Annotated in this window: 12 protein-coding genes and 2 tRNA genes; 11 read left to right on the top strand and 3 right to left on the bottom strand. The window is 62.3% G+C overall.

Annotated features, from left to right (window positions below; genetic code table 11):
* The first annotated feature begins 127 nt into the window (after nt 1–127).
* Nucleotides 128–3,364: an AsmA-like C-terminal region-containing protein gene (locus AC0CMF_RS01750; protein ID WP_374630612.1), complete on the top strand. Its 3,237-nt coding sequence runs from the start codon at nt 128–130 to the stop codon at nt 3,362–3,364.
* Nucleotides 3,365–3,464: 100 nt separating this feature from the next.
* On the opposite strand, the gene tyrS is transcribed toward AC0CMF_RS01750, so the two are convergent.
* From tyrS to AC0CMF_RS01765, 3 genes are all read right to left on the bottom strand, one after another.
* Entirely contained in the window at nt 3,465–4,718 is a 1,254-nt protein-coding gene (tyrS, locus tag AC0CMF_RS01755; protein ID WP_374630614.1) for a tyrosine--tRNA ligase, read from the bottom strand.
* Between the two features lie 177 nt (nt 4,719–4,895).
* Nucleotides 4,896–6,305, bottom strand: coding sequence for a type I glutamate--ammonia ligase (gene glnA / locus AC0CMF_RS01760; protein ID WP_050473191.1), 1,410 nt, complete (start codon nt 6,303–6,305; stop codon nt 4,896–4,898).
* A 132-nt stretch (nt 6,306–6,437) separates the two neighbouring features.
* Entirely contained in the window at nt 6,438–6,776 is a 339-nt protein-coding gene (locus AC0CMF_RS01765; RefSeq protein ID WP_019964692.1) for a P-II family nitrogen regulator, read from the bottom strand.
* 363 nt (nt 6,777–7,139) lie between these two features.
* Here AC0CMF_RS01765 and AC0CMF_RS01770 point away from each other — a divergent pair, with 363 nt between their 5' ends.
* The 10 genes from AC0CMF_RS01770 (at nt 7,140) to AC0CMF_RS01815 (ending at nt 19,069) form a co-directional block, all read left to right on the top strand.
* A complete protein-coding gene (locus tag AC0CMF_RS01770) occupies nt 7,140–8,681 on the top strand; it encodes an NAD(P)H-hydrate dehydratase (protein WP_472480865.1) in 1,542 nt (513 codons plus the stop codon).
* Between the two features lie 200 nt (nt 8,682–8,881).
* Nucleotides 8,882–8,966: transfer RNA gene (locus AC0CMF_RS01775), tRNA-Leu, on the top strand.
* 169 nt (nt 8,967–9,135) lie between these two features.
* Nucleotides 9,136–10,500 carry a trigger factor gene (gene tig / locus AC0CMF_RS01780; RefSeq protein ID WP_050473193.1) on the top strand — a complete coding sequence of 455 codons (1,365 nt, stop codon included), beginning with the start codon at nt 9,136–9,138 and terminating at the stop codon, nt 10,498–10,500.
* 225 nt (nt 10,501–10,725) lie between these two features.
* Nucleotides 10,726–11,361 carry an ATP-dependent Clp endopeptidase proteolytic subunit ClpP gene (gene clpP, locus AC0CMF_RS01785; protein WP_050473194.1) on the top strand — a complete coding sequence of 212 codons (636 nt, stop codon included), beginning with the start codon at nt 10,726–10,728 and terminating at the stop codon, nt 11,359–11,361.
* A 226-nt stretch (nt 11,362–11,587) separates the two neighbouring features.
* Entirely contained in the window at nt 11,588–12,853 is a 1,266-nt protein-coding gene (clpX, locus tag AC0CMF_RS01790; RefSeq protein WP_019964688.1) for an ATP-dependent Clp protease ATP-binding subunit ClpX, read from the top strand.
* A 346-nt stretch (nt 12,854–13,199) separates the two neighbouring features.
* Nucleotides 13,200–15,638 (top strand): endopeptidase La, encoded by a 2,439-nt coding sequence (gene lon, locus AC0CMF_RS01795; RefSeq protein ID WP_371328622.1) that lies wholly within the window; start codon nt 13,200–13,202, stop codon nt 15,636–15,638.
* Between the two features lie 185 nt (nt 15,639–15,823).
* Entirely contained in the window at nt 15,824–16,099 is a 276-nt protein-coding gene (locus AC0CMF_RS01800; protein WP_019964686.1) for an HU family DNA-binding protein, read from the top strand.
* A 491-nt stretch (nt 16,100–16,590) separates the two neighbouring features.
* Nucleotides 16,591–16,666, top strand: a tRNA-Val gene (locus AC0CMF_RS01805).
* Between the two features lie 305 nt (nt 16,667–16,971).
* The gene (locus AC0CMF_RS01810) at nt 16,972–17,790 is read left to right on the top strand and encodes an alpha/beta fold hydrolase (RefSeq protein ID WP_374629879.1); all 819 of its coding nucleotides are present in this window, start codon (nt 16,972–16,974) and stop codon (nt 17,788–17,790) included.
* Entirely contained in the window at nt 17,762–19,069 is a 1,308-nt protein-coding gene (locus AC0CMF_RS01815) for a diguanylate cyclase domain-containing protein (RefSeq protein ID WP_374629878.1), read from the top strand. Before AC0CMF_RS01810 ends, AC0CMF_RS01815 begins: the two co-directional genes overlap by 29 nt.
* Nucleotides 19,070–19,171 lie beyond the last annotated feature (102 nt).

Below are 19,171 nucleotides of genomic sequence, written 5' to 3' on the forward strand. Positions count from 1 at the left end.
AATGAAGTATCACAGCGGATCGGAGGATTCGCAGTCCCGAGACAAAAAAACGAAAAGGCCCTGAACGCTGTCTCCGCCGCAAGAACCGCAGAAAGCTCCTGTCATACGGAAAGAGCGCCGGTCTGGATTGGGCCGGAAGCTCACGCGCGTCTGCGGCTTCCTCTGCATTCTGGTGCTGGTGGCCGTTGCCGGGCTGACCGGGCGGCTCTATTGGGGGCCCGTTACCATTCCTTTTGCCCGGGAACTGGTGGAAGCCCGCGTCCGGGTGGTCAATGCCGATGTGTCCGTGGGCTCGGTGCGGCTGGACCTGTTTGCGGCCAGCGGCCCGCAGGTGGTCATTGATGATGCCGGTGTTACGGTCGGGGGGGATGTCGAAAGCCGCATTCTCCTGCCGCGCACCGAAGCCGTTCTGCAGTTCGCGCCGCTGCTCACCGGCGAGGTGAAATTCCGCAGCCTTGATATCGAGCGCCCGCGTATCACGCTGGAAGGCGGGGATGGACCCGCCTTGATGCCGGAAATGAACAGCCTGATGGAAGCCGTTGACCGGATTGCACTTCTGGTCGACGAGGAACTGAGCCGCCGCAATCTTGACGTGATCCGCGTCCGCGACGGTCGTCTGGAGATTTCCGGGCCGACCCCGCGCCTTATCGACAACATCGACGCTTCGCTGGGGCGGGATGCAACGGGTGCCGTCTATGCCGAAAGCACGGTCGAGGGGCGTATGGGCACTTGGCAGCTGGCCCTGCGGCGCGGCACGGATGCGGCAACCGGCGCCCGTGAACTCGGGCTCTACATCAAGGATGTGTCGCTGGCCGAACTCTTTCCGCTGAACGAGCAGGTGCGCTCCGGCCGTGGCCTTGGCCTGCCGCTGGAGTTGCAGTTCGCGGCAAGGCTGGACAAGGACGGGGTGTTTGACCGGGCAACCCTTGTGGGCCGTGCCGTGGACGGGTGGTTCCAGATCGGCACGACGACGATCCGCTATGATGAAGTGGCGGTTGGCCTTGCCTGGGAGGGCGAGGACCCGCGCATTCAGGTGATGCCGTCCCATGTGGTGCGGGGCAATACACGCATCAGCTTTGACGGGGTGGTGACGCCGCCTGCGGCCGGGCAGCCTGACTGGAAGATCCTGATCGGCGCGGACAATCCGGTGTTCGGTTCTGCCGATGTGCAGGAAGACCCGATCATGGCCGAGCGGGTGCACCTGAAGGCGCATTATGATCCGTCCGCACACAGCCTCTATATCGACAGGGCGCAGGTGCAATCCGGTCCGGCAAGCCTCAGCGCGGTTGGCACTGTGGACCTGAAGGATGATGGCCCCTATCTGGCGCTGGCGGTCGAGGTCAACGCCATGCCGGTGGCTCTGCTGAAACAGATCTGGCCCATCACCCTGACGCCGCCTGCAAGGGCCTGGATCAGCAAGCACATGCTGTCGGGCCTCATCCGCGAGGCCAGCATCGACGTTTCGATTCGTCCCCCTGCCTTTGACGAGCACCATCCGGATCCGGGCTGGGGGGCTGACGATGTGCGGCTTGACCTGACGTTCGAAGACGTGGATGTGGCCCCGCTCGACACCTTGCCGCCGATCACCGGACTTGACGGGACGATCACCATCGACAACGAGGTCCTGACCGTCTCCGGCCGGAACGGCAGGATTGTCGAGGGCGTTGCCAAGCCTGTTGCCGTGCAGGAAGGCACCTTCACGATCCAGCAGCTGGCGCTGCGCAGCATCAAACCGGCAGATATTTCGCTGAAATTTGCAGGTGAGGCGCAGGATCTCGGCACCCTGATCAACCGGCCGCCGTTCCGCGCGCTCGACAAGGCGCAGATGGGTGGCGGAACCTTTGGCGGCACCGGAGAGCTCGATGTGACGGCGCATTTCCCGCTGCGACTGTCCATTGCGGTTGCCGATGTGGACTGGACGGCTGCAGCCCGGCTGAGCGGATTTTCCTCCACCCAGCCGGTGCGCGGGCACAAGATTTCCGGCGCGGACGTTGCCATTGAAGCCGGTCCAAGGGAGGTGGCGGTCAAGGGCAAGGGCCGTATCGACGGGCTGGAAGCCAACATTGATCTGCTGGTGCCGGTGGAGGAAGGCCAGGGCGAGCGCCGTCAGGACGTGGAGCTGAAAGTCTCCGCGGAAGAACTCGGCAAACGCGGCATTGATCTGGGCTCTCTGGTCCGCGGGCAGATGGTGCTGAAGCTGGCTGACACACCGGGCGGCCAGTCCTTTGACATCGACCTGACGGATACCTCGGTCAAGCTGGAGCAGATCGGCTGGGAGAAGGGGCCGGGTGTGCCGGCCAAAGCCAGGTTCATCTTGAGTGAGCAGGGTGACACCCGGCGGCTGAAGGAGTTTCAGCTGACCTCCGATGGTGTGGCCATCGGCGGCGAGGTGGTTCTTGGCAAGGATGGCGGCTTCCGGGAGGCCGATTTCGCCGGCTTCCAGATCAGGCCCGGTGATTCTGCCTCGCTCAAGATCACCCAGCAGCGCCGCAACCAGTACAAGGTGGTTTTCAACGGAGCCCAGTTCGACGCGCGCGGGCTGATCAAGACCTTGCTCGACAAAAAAGGCGGGGCAGGGGGCAAGGACAAGACCGTCTACGACATAGCCATCAAGGCCGGACGGCTGCAGGGCTTCAACGGCGTTGTGGCGACGGATGTGGACGGCAAGGTGACCGGCGGCCCGGAGGGCATCGGAACCCTGGCGCTGAAGGGCGCCACCAACAACCGTGGCGCCTTCCGTTTCGAGATCAGCGGCAAGGGCGACACGCGTGCCGCCAGCGGTGATTTCGCCGATACGGGCGCTGTCCTGCGTTTTCTGGATGTCTATCCGCGCATGCGCGGGGGAACCGGTACCTTGCTGATTTCCATGCCGGAGGAGACCCAATGGTTCGGCACATTCGGCGTGCGCAATCTGTCGATCACGGAAGATCCGGCGATCCGGAAGCTGGCCGAACTGCCCGTCGCCGCGCGCAGTGACACCGGGGCCGTGGTGGTCACCCAGTCGGTGCGTGCCGGGGAAGCCTCGTTTGACCGGCTGGATCTGCGCTTCTCGCGCAAGGGCGAAATCATCACGGTCGAGGAAGGGCTGATGCAGGGGGCTGTCGTCGGCGGGACCGTGACGGGCGAGGTCGATCTCGGTCAGCGGACACTGGCGCTGACGGGAACCTATGTGCCGGTCTTTGCGCTCAACAACCTGTTCAGCAAGATACCGCTGCTTGGCTTTGCCCTCGGTGGCGGTTCGGACGAAGGGCTTTTTGGCGTGACCTACCGTCTCGCTGGCCCCATCAGCGCGCCGCAGCTCACGGTCAATCCGGTCTCGGCCATTGCACCGGGCATTTTCCGCAAGATGTTCGAGTTCCGTTGAGGGCCCGGCCGCCAGACAGGTTCCGGCACAGCGGCTGCGCATAAACAGAAGGCCCGGACCTTGCGGGCCGGGCCTTGCTGGATTGCCATGTGGTAGCAGATCAGGCCGGGCGCAGCAGCACGTGCTTCTTCTTGCCCATGGAGAGCTTGATCACGCCTTCGCCGGTGATGTCGGCCATGGACAGGCTGCGCTTGTCATCGGTGACGGCCTCGTCATTCACCTTCAGCGCGCCGCCGGTGATGTTGCGGCGGGCTTCGCCGTTGGAGGCACAAAGGCCTGCACGCACGAAGGCGGCAAGAACGCCGAGACCGGCCTCCAGCTCTGCCTGCGGCAGCTCGACGGTCGGCAGGCCCTCGGCCGTCTGGCCTTCCTCAAAGGCGCGGCGGGCGGTTTCGGCAGCGGCCTCTGCAGCCTCGCGGCCATGGATCATGGCAGTGGCTTCGGTGGCGAGGATCTTCTTGGCTTCGTTGATCTCCGCGCCCTGCAGGGCGGCAAGGCGGGCGATCTCGTCCAGCGGCAGCACGGTGAAGAGCTTCATGAAGCGCTCCACATCCGCGTCCTCGGTGTTGCGCCAGTACTGCCAGTAGTCATAGGGCGACAGCTGGTCGGCATTGAGCCAGACCGCACCTGCGGCGGTCTTGCCCATCTTGGCGCCGGAGGCGGTGGTCAGCAGCGGGGCGGTGAGGGCGAAGGCCTCCACGCCTGCCTTGCGGCGCACCAGATCGACGCCTGAGAGAATGTTGGACCACTGGTCGGAACCGCCCATCTGCAGGCGGCAGCCGGTCTGCTGGTAGATCTCCAGATAGTCGTAGCCCTGCAGCAGCATGTAGTTGAATTCCAGGAAGGACAGGTGCTGCTCGCGCTCCAGCCGCAGACGCACGCTGTCGCGCTGGATCATCTGGTTGACCGAGAAATGGCGGCCGATATCGCGCAGGAACTCCACATAGTTCAGCTTCATCAGCCAGTCGGCATTGTCCAGCATGATGGCATCCTTCGGGCCGTCGCCAAAGGTGAGCAGCTTGTCGAAGATCTTGCGGATGCCGGCCTTGTTGGTCTCGATGTCGTCATCGGACAGGATCTTGCGGCTTTCGTCCTTGCCGGTCGGGTCGCCGACGCGGGTGGTGCCAGACCCCATCAGCGCGATCGGCCGGTGACCTGTCTGCTGCAGCCAGTAGAGCATCATGATGGTGACGAGCGAACCGGCATGGAGGCTCGGCGCCGTGCAGTCAAAGCCGATATAGGCGGTCACGGTCTCGGTCGAGAGCAGCTTGTCGAGGCCCTCTGCGTCGGACATCTGGTGAATGAAGCCGCGCTCGTTGAGGACCTTCAGAAAACCGGACTTGTACTCGCTCATGTAACGTTTCCACGCGCTGGATGTTCGGGAGGTGACTTGGTGTGTCTGGCTCTATACCGGCAGGCAGCCGTTGTAAATCGTATCAGGTTGCCGGGCGCGGCCTGACGGGTGCCGAAGGGCCTGAAACGAGAAAGCCGGGCGCGAGGCCCGGCTTTCCGCATCTGCTGCCTGAAAGACTTATGCAGAGTAGTACATGTCGAACTCGACCGGATGCGGGGTCATTTCGTAGCGCATGTTCTCTTCCATCTTCAGCTCGATGTAGCTGTCGATGAAGTCGTCGTCGAACACGCCGCCGGCCTTGAGGAACTCGCGGTCGGCATCCAGCGACTGCAGGGCTTCACGCAGCGAGCCGCAGACGGTCGGGATCTCGGCCAGCTCTTCCGGCGGCAGGTCGTACAGGTTCTTGTCCATGGCGTCGCCCGGATGGATCTTGTTCTTGATGCCATCGAGACCGGCCATCAGCTGCGCAGCGAAGGCGAGGTAGGGGTTCGCGGTCGGGTCCGGGAAGCGGACTTCGATGCGCTTTGCCTTCGGCGAAGAGGTGTACGGGATGCGGCAGGAGGCCGAACGGTTGCCCGAGGAATAGGCGAGCAGAACCGGAGCTTCGTAGCCCGGGACCAGACGCTTGTAGGAGTTGGTTGACGGGTTGGTGAAGGCGTTCAGGGCCTTGGCGTGCTTCAGGATGCCGCCGATGTAGTACAGGCACATTTCGCTGAGGTCAGCGTAGAGGTTGCCGGCGAACAGCGGCTTGCCGTCCTTCCAGATGGACTGGTGGCAGTGCATGCCCGAACCGTTGTCACCGAAGATCGGCTTCGGCATGAAGGTTGCGGTCTTGCCGTAAGCGTTGGCGACCTGGTGAACCACATACTTGTAGATCTGCATGTGGTCGGCGCAGGTGGTCATGGTGTTGAACTTCACGCCCAGCTCGTGCTGTGCAGCAGCCACTTCGTGGTGGTGCTTTTCAACGGACACGCCCATCTCGGCCATGACGGTCAGCATCTCGGAACGCATGTCCTGGCAGCTGTCGATCGGCGGGACCGGGAAGTAGCCGCCCTTGACGCGCGGACGGTGGCCGAGGTTGCCCGCTTCATATTCGGTGTCGAGGTTGCTCGGCAGCTCGTTGCTGTCCAGCTTGAAGCCCGTGTTGTACGGTTCGGAGGCGAAACGCACGTCGTCGAAGATGAAGAATTCAGCTTCCGGGCCAAAGAAGATGGTGTCGCCGAAGCCGCCGGTCTTGACGTAGGCTTCTGCCTTCTTGGCGATGGAGCGCGGATCGCGGTTGTAGGTCTCGCCGGTGCGCGGGTCGACGATGTCACACAGGATGACAAGGGTCGGCTGCGCGAAGAACGGGTCGATGTGCGCCGAGGACGGGTCCAGCACCAGGGTCATGTCGGAGGCGTCGATCGCCTTCCAGCCGGCGATGGAAGAGCCGTCGAAGGCAACGCCTTCAGCGAACATGTCTTCGTCAACGAGGCCAACGTCCATGGTGACGTGCTGCAGCTTGCCGCGCGGGTCGGTGAAGCGCAGGTCGACGAACTTGATGTCCTTGTCCTTGATTTCCTTAAGGATATCAGCAGCGGTGGTCATTATTCACTTCCCTATGTGTTCTGTTTTCACGTGGGCTATTCTCGCAACCTGAGGGCCTGCGCCACGGGCGCAGCGGCTTTGCGGATGCGAAACTCGGGAGCGGGGTATCCCCGCGAAACGGATTGAGAGGCTTCAGATGGCGTCCACGCCGGACTCGCCGGTGCGGATGCGGACGGCTTCCTCGATGTTGGAGACGAAGATCTTGCCGTCGCCGATGCGCCCGGTCTGGGCTGCATTGCGAATCGCGTCAACGGCCTTTTCCACCATCTCGTCGGCGAGGACGATTTCGACCTTCACCTTCGGCAGGAAGTCGACGACATATTCTGCGCCGCGGTACAGTTCGGTGTGGCCCTTCTGGCGGCCGAAGCCCTTGGCCTCGGTCACGGTGATGCCCTGAAGACCCACTTCCTGCAGCGCTTCCTTCACCTCGTCGAGCTTGAAGGGTTTGATGATCGCCTCGATCTTTTTCATCGTCTTGCGTCTCTCTCCGTTTCGGTGGCCATTGGCTGGCACGTTTCTGCGGCGGGGTCCGGATCGCGCGATCGGGGAGGCCCGTTGTTGCCCCCTCTCTTGCACGACGCGTGCCAACTTTTCTCACCACCCGAAAGCGCCAAAAAAAGGGGCATTGCGGACACTGTGGCCGATCCTGATGGTTCCGCCAAGCGGATTTGCTGCCCGTTTTTTGCTCAAGTTGATGCCTTATTGTGCAGTCAGCCATTTCTTGTGCTGGTGCCGGGCTGGAAAGGGCAGATTGGTGCGTGGCAAAGGGGCTTGCGTGTGCGGCTTCTATTGGCAACTCTGGCGCCCGTCAGGGAAGGCGGATGGGGATATGTCATGGTGCCGGGTGTTGAATTGCTCACTCCGCAGGAAATGCGCCGCGCAGACGCGCTGACGATCGAGGCGGGAACGCCGGGGAGCGAACTGATGGAGCGCGCCGGGCGCGGTGTGGCCGATGCGGCACGGGCCATGCTGGCACCGGGGCAGGGCGTGCTGGTGCTCTGCGGGCCCGGCAACAATGGCGGCGATGGCTTCGTTGCCGCCCGGCTTCTGGCGCTTGAGGGGGTGCCGGTGATGCTGCTTCTGTGCGGGCAGCCGGAGCAGCTTTCGGGCGATGCCTGGAGTGCCTGGCGCCGCATGGGCGAAGAGGCGGCCGATGGCATCCGGTTTCTGGAGGCAGGTGCCAATCCCTTTCATGAGAGTGCAGGAACAGGCGCTCCGCTGGTGATCGATGCGCTTTTTGGTGCAGGGCTTTCCCGTCCTGTCAGTGGATATGAACTGGAACTGGTCAACGGCCTCAATGCCTCGGGCCTGGCGGTGCTGAGCGTTGATGTGCCGAGCGGACTTGATGGCGCGACGGGGGAGGTGAGGGGCGTTGCCGTCAAGGCCGCGCGCACTGTCACCTTCTGCCGGATGAAGCCCGGGCATCTGCTGCTGCCGGGCCGTGTTCTGTGTGGTGAGGTCGAGGTTTGCGATATCGGCATTGCCAATGAAACAGTTCTGACGGCAGGCGGGCCGGAGTGCTGGCGCAACGGGCCACAGGTCTGGGATGCTCTTGTGCCAAGGCCGCGGGTGGATGGGCACAAGTTCTCCCGCGGTCATGCGGTGGCCCTCTCCGGTCCGGCTCATGCCACCGGCGCCATACGCCTGTCGGCCATGGCGGCGCTGCGCAGCGGGGCGGGGCTGGTGACGGTTGCTTGCGAGCCTTCCGCCATGATGGTTCTGGCGAACCATCTGACCACCGTCATGCTGCACCCCTTGCGCGGGGAAGAGGCGCTGACCGGACTTCTGTCGGACAGCCGCATCACGTCGCTTGTCTATGGTCCCGGCGCAGGGCTGGGGGCGGAGACGCAGGCGCTGGTGCTGGATCTTGTGGCCTCCGGCAAGGGGCTGGTGCTGGATGCCGATGCGCTTTCGAGTTTTGCAGGAACGGAAACACCTCTTTTCGTTACCATTGAAAAAAGGGTGCGCGGCGGTGCGCAGCCGCCAGTGCTGACGCCGCATGCGGGCGAATTCGGCCGGCTTTTCCCGGATTTGCCGCCGCCCGTGTCCGGTCTCGGCAAGCTGGATGCGGCCCGTGCCGCGGCGCAGCGCAGCCGCTCTGTCATTATATACAAGGGTGCCGATACGGTGATTGCCGCGCCGGACGGGCGGGCGGTCATCAATGCCAATGGCACGCCCTGGCTGGCGACGGCGGGCTCCGGCGACGTGCTGGCGGGGATCGTGACCGGGCTTCTGGCGCAAGGGCTGCCGGCCTTCGAGGCGGCTGCCATGGGGGTGTGGATGCACGGCCGCGCGGCGGAGATTGCCGGGGCCGGGCTGATCGCGGATGACCTTTTGCCGGCTCTGAAGGATGTGGTGCAGGAGCTTTCCGCGTAGAAATGGCCGCTGCCGCCATTTTTGCTTTGATGCGGCAGGGACGGGTGCTATAGAGGCCCCGCCTTGGCTACGGGCGCTGTTGAGCGTTTTTTGCGGCGGGAAGTGACCTGCCGTCCGGAAAGCGTTCCAGACTCAATGCCCCGGGCATGATCCTGCCGTTCCGGCTCGCAAGGCCTGACTGCATCATGTTCAGGGCCGTCGCGGGCGTGGTGGAACTGGTAGACACGCCAGATTTAGGTTCTGGTGGCGTAAGCCGTGGGGGTTCAAGTCCCTCCGCCCGCACCAAGTCATGGGTCTTGAGGAGTGCCGGCCGCAGGCAGCCGATCTGGGCAACCGGTCCAGAGATGAACTGGTCCAGAGCGTAGCGGCCCCCCTTTCAAAGAGGCCCGTCATGGGCTGATCGAAAACACGAAGATGGAACGCTGGTTCCATACCGAGGACGAAGCATACTACCATGCAGGTGACCGAAACCCTTTCCGAGGGCCTCAAGCGCGAACTGAAAGTCGTTATTCCGGCGACCGAACTGGCGGCCAAGCTTGACACGTACCTCGACGAACTGAAGTCCAAGGTGCGCATCAACGGCTTCCGTCCGGGCAAGGTCCCGGCCGCGCATCTGAAGCGCATGTACGGCCGTCAGGCCATGGCAGAGATCCTGAGCAACACGATTCAGGAAACCAGCCAGAAGGCCATTGAAGAGCGCAACGAGCGCCCGGCCCTGCAGCCCGAGATCGATCTGCCGGACAACGAGGCAGAGGCGATCCTGGAAGGCAATGCCGACCTCGCCTTCAAGATGAGCTACGACCTGCTGCCGCAGTTCGACATCATCGACTTCTCCGGCATCGAGATCGAGCGTCCGGTCGTCGAGATCTCCGAAGAAGGCGTGATGGAGCAGGTCTCCTCGATCGCCGAGAGCAACCGTCCGTTCGAAAGCAAGGGCGAAGGCGCCGTTGCCGAAAACGGCGACCGCGTCACCATGTCCTACCTCGGCAAGCTCGACGGCGTTCCCTTCGACGGCGGCGCTGACGAGAACGGCCAGCTGGTGCTTGGCTCCGGCCAGTTCATCCCCGGCTTCGAGGAAGGCGTCCTCGGCATGAAGCAGGGTGAGGAAAAGGTCATCTCCGTGACCTTCCCGGAAGACTACCCGGCCGCGCAGCTCGCCGGCAAGGAAGTCACCTTCGACATCGTCCTGAAGGACGTTGCCGCTCCCGGTGACGTGAAGATCGACGAAGACTTCGCCAAGAGCCTCGGCCTTGAGTCGCTGGACAGCCTGAAGGGCATCATCCGCGGCCAGATCGAGAGCCAGTTCGGCGCCATGACCCGTCAGCGCATCAAGCGCCAGCTGCTGGACAAGATGGACGAAGCCTATTCGTTCGAACTGCCGTCCAAGCTGCTCGAGACCGAATTCCAGAACATCTGGAATCAGGTCGAGGCCGACATGAAGCGCAACGGCAAGACCTTCGAAGAGGAAGGCACCACGGAAGAGGCCGCCAAGGCCGACTACCGCAAGATTGCCGAGCGCCGCGTGCGCCTGGGTCTGGTGCTCTCCGAGATCGGCGAGAAGAACAAGATCGAAGTGACGGACGAGGAAGTCCAGCGCGCGCTTTATGACCGCGTGCGCCAGTTCCCCGGCCAGGAGCGTCAGGTGTTCGAGTTCTACAAGAGCAACCCGCAGGCTCTCGCCTCGCTGCGCGCTCCGATCTATGAGGAAAAGGTCGTCGACTTCATCCTCTCCCTCGCCAAGGTGACCGACAAGACCGTCACCAAGGAAGAGCTGGAGAAGCTCGTCGCCGAGGACGAGGACGAGGCTGCCTCGAACTGATCCCATAGGGACTTGGCGATGCGGCGTGGGGGCTTTAACCTTGCCTTCACGCCGCATCTGCAACAGTCTTGAGTTGCTGGCGGCATCCCCTATGTATGGGTGTCGCTTTTTTCGACTCAAAGGGCCGCGCAACGGTGCGGTGCCTGACTGACGAAGATGCGTTTCAACGCTGTCTGCCCGCGCCCTGGTGGCCTGCGGGCGGCAAAGCCAGAAGATGGATGAGGTATGCAGGATCCTGTCGAATTCTACACGAACACGCTCGTGCCGATGGTCGTCGAGCAGACCAGCCGCGGCGAACGGGCCTTCGACATCTACTCGCGCCTCCTGAAGGAACGCATCATTTTCCTCACCGGCCCGGTCGAGGATCATATGGCGACGTTGATCTGCGCGCAGCTGCTGTTCCTTGAGTCGGAAAACCCGACGAAGGAAATCTCGATCTACATCAATTCGCCCGGCGGCCTCGTGACGGCCGGCCTTGCGATCTATGACACGATGCAGTTCATCCGGCCGGAAGTGTCGACGCTCTGCATTGGTCAGGCTGCCTCCATGGGCTCGCTGCTGCTGGCGGCCGGCCACAAGGGGTCCCGCTTTGCGCTGCCGAACGCGCGCGTCATGGTGCACCAGCCGTCCGGCGGGTTCCGTGGCCAGGCGTCCGACATCATGCTGCATGCGAAGGAAATCCTGAGCCTGAAGCGCCGCCTGAATGAAATCTACGTGAAGCACACGGGCCAGACCCTCGACCAGGTGGAAGAGGCTCTTGAGCGCGACAACTTCATGACGGCGGAAACGGCAAAGGAATTCGGCATCATCGATAATGTGATTGCCGACCGCAACAGCCTCGCTGGCGGCGAAAGCGCCTGAGGGGTATGAGGGAAGGGAGCTTTGCCGGCTCCTCTTCCTTCAACAGGTCATTGTTTGGATGACCGGCTTAAACGAATGTTGATCTTTACGGGCGAAGCATGGAGCATGTTTGTTCGTAAAGGCCGGAAATGCGGTCTCGGACCGGAACCGGAGCGGCTGGACGGGCCAGCTTCGGGAGACAGAAAGGAAGGGGCGTGCCCCTTCCGGAACCTGCGGGGTTGAATAGATGACGAAGGCCAGCGGCAGCGACTCCAAGAATACGCTCTACTGCTCGTTCTGCGGCAAGAGCCAGCATGAAGTTCGCAAGCTGATCGCCGGTCCGACTGTTTTCATCTGCGATGAATGTGTCGAGCTGTGCATGGACATCATACGCGAGGAGAACAAGTCCTCGCTGGTGAAATCGCGCGACGGGATTCCGACGCCGCAAGAGATTCGCCGTGTCCTCGATGATTACGTGATCGGGCAGAACAGCGCCAAGAAGGTGCTGTCCGTCGCGGTTCACAACCACTACAAGCGCCTGAACCACGCCAGCAAGAACAACGACGTCGAACTGGCCAAGTCCAACATCCTGCTTTGCGGCCCCACCGGCTGCGGCAAGACGCTGCTGGCCCAGACGCTCGCGCGCATCCTGGATGTGCCCTTCACCATGGCCGATGCCACCACGCTGACGGAAGCCGGCTACGTGGGCGAGGACGTGGAGAACATCATCCTCAAGCTGCTTCAGGCTGCCGACTACAATGTCGAGCGGGCTCAGCGCGGCATCGTCTACATCGACGAGGTGGACAAGATCAGCCGCAAGGCCGACAACCCGTCCATCACCCGCGACGTGTCGGGCGAAGGCGTGCAGCAGGCCCTGCTGAAGATCATGGAAGGCACCGTGGCTTCCGTTCCGCCGCAGGGCGGGCGCAAGCATCCCCAGCAGGAGTTCCTGCAGGTGGACACGACCAACATCCTGTTCATCTGCGGCGGCGCCTTTGCCGGTCTCGACAAGATCATCTCCGACCGCGGCCGCAAGTCCACCATCGGCTTCAAGGCCAATGTGGTGGGCCCGGAAGACCGCCGCATCGGCGAGCTGTTCTCCGAGCTGGAGCCCGAGGATCTGCTGAAGTTCGGCCTGATCCCGGAATTCGTCGGCCGTCTGCCGGTCATCGCCACGCTGGAAGACCTCGATGAGGAAGCGCTGGTGACGATCCTGACCGAGCCGAAGAACGCTCTGGTCAAGCAGTACCAGCGCCTGTTCGAGATGGAGAACGTGGAACTGACCTTCCACGACGAGGCTCTCAAGGCGATTTCCCGCCGCGCCATCGAGCGCAAGACGGGTGCCCGCGGCCTGCGCTCCATCCTGGAGGCCATCCTGCTCGACACCATGTACGAGCTGCCCGGCCTCAAGGGCGTCAAGGAAGTTGTCATCTCGCCGGAAGTGGTGGATGGCAAGGCCCGTCCGCTCTACATCTACGAGGACCGCGCCGAGACCACGGCAACGAGCGCCTGAGCCTTCCGGCCTTGCGTTCACGCAGTTCTGAAATGCCGCCTCCGGGCGGCATTTCTGTTTCACCAGGGGCGCAGAATGACGGTTTTTCCCGGCGTCTGGCGGGGGAGGGCGGATTGCGGCCCGGTCGTCAACAGGCAAGCTGAAGGGATATTGCTGCCTTGCCTTGACACCCATGGTGCGGGTGTCCACCTAATAGACCATGACGATGGTTTGGCGGCTGACATTCGTGCTCATGTGAGGCGGGATCAGCCGGCCCTCATCCGGACCACCCCGGGACCGGAGGGCCATCCCAAAAGCGCTGCATGCGGTCCCCCCTCCCGGGACGCAGGCGTGCGGCAAGAAAGGAATGGACATGAGCGAATCTGAAACGCGCTCCCTCAACGAGGCGGAAAAGACGGTTTATCCCGTTCTGCCGCTGCGCGACATTGTCGTGTTTCCGCACATGATCGTGCCCCTGTTTGTCGGCCGGGAAAAATCGATCCGCGCCCTCGAAGAGGTCATGACGTCCGACAAGCACATTCTTCTGGCCACCCAGATCAACGCGGCGGATGATGATCCGGCGACGGACCAGATCTATGAGGTCGGCACGCTGGCGACGGTGCTGCAGCTGCTGAAGCTGCCCGACAACACCGTCAAGGTGCTGGTCGAAGGCGGTGCCCGCGCCAAGATCACCAATTACACCGGCCGCGAGGACTTCTACGAGGCCGAGGCTGTCGTGCTGCCCGAGAAGGACGGCGAGAACATCGAGATCGAAGCTCTGGCGCGCTCCGTCGTTGCCGAGTTCGAGAACTATGTGAAGCTGAACAAGAAGGTCTCGCCGGAGGTTCTGGGCACCATCAACCAGATCGAGGACTACTCGAAGCTGGCCGATACCATTGCCTCGCATCTGGCCATCAAGATCCCGGAGAAGCAGGACATTCTCGCCATCGTTTCGGTGGCCGAGCGTCTGGAGCGCGTGCTGGGGCTGATGGAGAGCGAGATCTCCGTCCTGCAGGTGGAAAAGCGCATTCGCTCGCGCGTCAAGCGCCAGATGGAAAAGACCCAGCGCGAGTACTATCTCAACGAGCAGATGAAGGCGATCCAGAAGGAGCTTGGCGACGGCGAGGATGGCCGTGACGAGCTGGCCGAACTGGAAGAGCGCATCAAGAAGACCAAGCTCAGCAAGGAAGCGCGCGAGCGTGCCCAGGCCGAAGTCAAGAAGCTGAAGCAGATGAGCCCCATGTCGGCGGAAGCCACCGTGGTGCGCAACTATCTGGACTGGATTCTCGGCATTCCCTGGGGCAAGAAGAGCAAGGTCAAGCACGACCTGTCACTGGCTGAAAAGGTGCTGGACACCGATCACTTCGGCCTCGACAAGGTCAAGGAGCGCATCGTCGAGTATCTCGCCGTGCAGGCCCGCGCCAACAAGCTGAAGGGGCCGATCCTCTGCCTCGTCGGCCCTCCGGGCGTCGGCAAGACCTCGCTTGGCAAGTCCATCGCCAAGGCAACGGGACGCGAATTCGTGCGCATCTCGCTGGGTGGCGTGCGTGACGAAGCCGAGATTCGCGGCCACCGCCGCACCTACATCGGCTCGATGCCCGGCAAGGTCATCCAGTCGATGAAGAAGGCCAAGCGCTCCAACCCGCTCTTCCTGCTCGACGAGATCGACAAGATGGGCATGGACTTCCGTGGCGACCCGTCTTCGGCGCTGCTGGAAGTGCTGGATCCGGAGCAGAACAGCACCTTCATGGACCACTATCTGGAGGTCGAATATGACCTTTCGGATGTGATGTTCGTGACGACGGCCAACACGCTGAACATCCCCGGCCCGCTGATGGACCGTATGGAGATCATCCGCATCGCCGGTTACACGGAAGATGAGAAGCTGGAGATCGCCCGCCGCCACCTGCTGCCGAAGTCCGAAAAGGACCACGGCCTGAAGGACGGCGAGTTCTCCGTCAGCGAAGAGGCCCTGCGTTTCGTGATTCGCCGCTACACCCGTGAGGCGGGCGTGCGTAATCTTGAGCGCGAACTGGCAACGCTGGCCCGTAAGGCGGTGAAGGACATCCTCATGACCGGCGTGAAGACGGTCGCCGTGGATGAGGAACTGGTCGAGAAGTATCTCGGCGTGCCGCGCTACCGCTATGGCCAGGCAGAGCTCGAGGATCAGGTCGGCGTCGTCACCGGTCTTGCCTGGACGGAAGTTGGCGGCGAACTGCTCACCATCGAAGGCGTCATGATGCCCGGCAAGGGCAAGATGACGGTGACGGGCAACCTGCGCGACGTGATGAAGGAGTCCATCTCCGCCGCTGCGTCCTATGTGCGCTCGCGTGCCGTCGACTTCGGCATTCAGCCGCCGCTGTTCGACAAGCGCGACATCCACGTGCACGTGCCGGAAGGCGCGACGCCGAAGGATGGCCCGTCTGCGGGCATCGCCATGGCCACCGCCGTCATCTCGGTCATGACCGGCATTCCGGTCCGCCGTGATGTGGCGATGACGGGCGAGATCACCCTGCGTGGCCGCATCCTGCCGATTGGCGGGCTGAAGGAGAAGCTGCTGGCCGCGCTGCGCGGCGGCATCAAGACCGTGATGATCCCGGAAGACAACGCCAAGGATCTGGCGGATATTCCGGACAGCGTGAAGAACGGGATGGAAATCATCCCGGTCTCCAGCATGGAGCAGGTCCTGAAGACGGCCCTGTTGCGCATGCCGGAAGCGATCGAATGGGATGAGGCGGCTCAGGCGGCTGCAACTTCTGATCAGCGTTCCAGCGACGATGATGCATCCGGTTTGATTGCCCATTGACGTGTGAATGCATGAAATAATGGGAGCCCCGGCCTGTGCCGGGGCTTTTTTCTTGGAGAATCGGGTGAAAACGGCGGTTTTCTGCGAAAAAATGGCTTGCTTTGCCGTCTGTTTCGCACGAATTTCCGGCCAGCGGCTTTGGCGAGAATCGCCTGCTTTCCGCCGTTTTGTAGAAAGGGACTGCTATGAACAAGAACGATCTGATCGCGGCCGTGGCTGAGAAGACTGGCCTGACCAAGGCTCAGGCCGGTGAAGCCGTCGACGCCACGTTCGACGCCGTGACCCAGGCGCTCAAGGGCGGTGACGAAGTCCGCATCATCGGCTTTGGCAACTTCTCGGTTTCCGAGCGTGCAGCCACCGAAGGCCGCAACCCGCGCACTGGCGAAACGATCCAGATCCCGGCTTCCAAGACGCCGAAGTTCAAGGCCGGCAAGGGCCTCAAGGACGCCGTGAACGCCTGAGGCAGTTCCGGAGCCTTTACCGGGCCGCCTTCGGGCGGCACGGTAAAGCCCGTGCGGCGCTGAGCCGCCGCGTCCCGGCAGCATCTGCATCCGGAGCCTGGTGCTCAACCCGCCCGAAAACCCGCGTATGGTCTCCATGCGCGGGTTTTTCCGTTCCGCCGGGCAAGAGGGAAGCGATCAGGGGAGAGGCGGGTACCTGCGGCAGGCACCGGTGGCTGTAAAGCCAGGTCTTGCGATGCCGGCGTATCCCGCCCTGAAAATGCTCCAACGCCGCAAGGGCTTGAGCAGGCCGCAATCAGGAAAGCTCATTGCGGGAAGGTGAGAAACCGCGGTTTTCCGCCACCGGCAGCGCGTCTGCCGCGCCGCCATCAACAGGTTATCCAGAGCCCTCAGGAAAAGCGCTTGAAGGTCCCTTGGCCCTTGCCAAGCCGGATCATTGCCCCTAAAAGACGGGCTTCCGGATCGCCCAGATCCGGCTGGCCATCAGTGCCGGGCGGTTAGCTCAGTTGGTAGAGCGCCTCGTTTACACCGAGGATGTCGGGAGTTCGAGTCTCTCACCGCCCACCATCTTGTACCAAGCCGCCGAACTGCTGACGCATCACGCCTTGAAAATGTTCAAGCGACGCACGTGCTTGAGCAACTCCCTGACAATCAGCCGATCTGGCCTTTGCTGCGTTGGTGCAGCGGCTTCATAGCGTCAAGGCGTGCTGTTTCCGTGCGGCTTCGGCGTGTCAGTGTTATTGATTGCCTTGCCTGCCAAGTGCTTGTTTTATAATCTTATTGTGGAATATTGTGCAGTTTGCAGATAAATTTTTACTCCTGCCTAATTGCAAGTCCTTAAACTGCAGGGTGTGGGTTGTGAGGATTGCTGTATGAGCGTGCAGGACGTTTCAAGGAAATATGCGGTGACGCTGCGCGGCAAGGGCGGCGTTCCGATCGTCTTTGCCCATGGCCTCGGGTGTGATCAGACCATGTGGAAGGATGTGGCTCCCGCCTTTGAAGCGTCCAGCCAGGTGATTCTGTTTGACCTGATCGGGTTCGGCAATTCGGATCACAGCTGTTTCAGCTATGAACGGTATCAGTCGCTTTCCGATTATGCGGATGACTCTATCGAGCTGATTGAGCATGTCTGTTCCGAGCCGGTCATATTCGTTGGCCATTCCGTCAGCGCCATGATTGGTGTTCTGGCGGCCGGGAAGCGGCCGGATCTGTTCAGGCAGCTGGTGCTGATCGGTCCGTCCCCGTGCTATGTGAATGATGGCGCGTATCAGGGAGGCTTCAATGCTGCCGACATCGAAGGCCTGATCGAGGCGATGCGGTCGAACTATCTCGGCTGGACGAAAGGGATTGCGCCGCTGATCATGGGTAATCCGGAACGCCCGGAACTGACGGCGGTTCTGGAGGAAAGCTTCTGCCGGACGGATCCCGGTGTCGCACAGCATTTTGCAGCCCTGACGTTCTGGAGTGACAACCGAAGCGATCTGGCGTCCGTCACCACACCGGCTCTGGTCATCCAGTGCTCCGAAGATGTTATCGCGCCGCAGAGTGCCGGGCGCTATGTTGCCGCACAGATGCCCAACGCGCAGTTCGTCGAACTCAAGGTTACGGGCCATTGCCCGCATGTGAGCCATCCCGCCGAAGTCATTGAAGAGATCAGGTGCTATGCCGGGCTTCCCATCCCCCTCAGCTGACGTCTCCGGGCTCCTTGACGCATGGTATGATGCTCCTTGCGCGCTGGTGGTCACGGATGCCTCCTTCCGGGTGATCCGTGCCAACAGGCTGTTCTGCCGCCTTGCCGGAACCGGCGAAAGTGAAGCTGAAGGCAAGCGCCTCAGCAGCTTCCTGAGCAGGCCAAGCCAGATCTATTTCGAAAGTGTTCTGGCGCCGCTGCTGCACATCGAAGGCGCCTGTTTTGAAGTCGCGCTCAGCCTGCAGGCTGCGTCTTCGTCCACGCCCGTTCTGGTCAACATGACGGTCCGGACCGGGGTCTCGCCGCGGCTCTACGATGTGGCCGTCTTTCCGGCGCCGGAGCGGCGCTCCTTTGAAGAGCAACTGCTCAGCCTCAAGAGCGATGCCGAGCGGCGCGCTGCCTGGCTTGCCCAGCTTGAGGCTCTTTCAGGCATCGGAGCATGGACCTACGAGATCCGGACGGGACGGATGCTCTGGTCCGGCCGGACCTACGAGCTTTACGGAATCAGCAGCGGCACGGATATCGATCTGGAAACGGCTCTGCGGCCCTTTGCGCCCGCCGTCCGCAGGATGATCGAGGATATGCTGGCGCAGCCGGATCTGCCGAGCCTGGCGCCCGTGTCCCATGAAGTGGAGTTCAGCCATTCGTCAGGTTTGGTCCGCCGTTTCAAGATTGCAGGCCATGGCAGCGTCAACCAGCTCGGCGAGCCGGTGATTCAGGGCGTTCTGCAGGACATCACGGACGCCTATAACAGTCAGCTCGACCTGTGGCGCGCAGCCCATTTCGACCAGATCACCAGCCTGGGCAACCGCTATCATTTCAATGCAGAGCTGTCGGGCCGGACGGAGCCCAAGGGCAAGGCGGCTGAGTTCTTTCTGCTGATCATTGATCTTGATGGCTTCAAGGCCGTCAATGACACCTATGGCCACCGCGCCGGGGACGATGTTCTCAAGGAAGTGAGCCGCCGTATCAGCCTGTGTGCCAGCGCAGGAAGCTTTCGTCTTGGCGGCGATGAATTTGCGCTGATTGTTGACGCCCAGTCCGGAGTTGATGCGGTGAGAGCGCTGGCCCAGCATCTGCTGACGGATATCGCCCGTCCGATCGACACCGGCAAGGAGGCTGTCTGCGTCAGTGCATCCATCGGGATTTCGCATTACCCGTCCGACGGATGCGAAAGCGATCTGCTTCTGCACGCGGCTGATTGCGCCATGTATGCGGCCAAGAAAAACGGCAAGAATCAGTTCGCCATGTTCCCTCTTGAGGCGGGAGCGGACATCTGACGGTCCGGCCAGGGACTGCAGCAGACGCCTGCCCAGCAAAAAACCGGCGGAGTGATCCGCCGGTTTCTGTATGTGGAGGGCAGGGGACTACCCGCCGGGTCT

It is taken from the genome of Pannonibacter sp. CBAS1226, assembly GCF_055685825.1.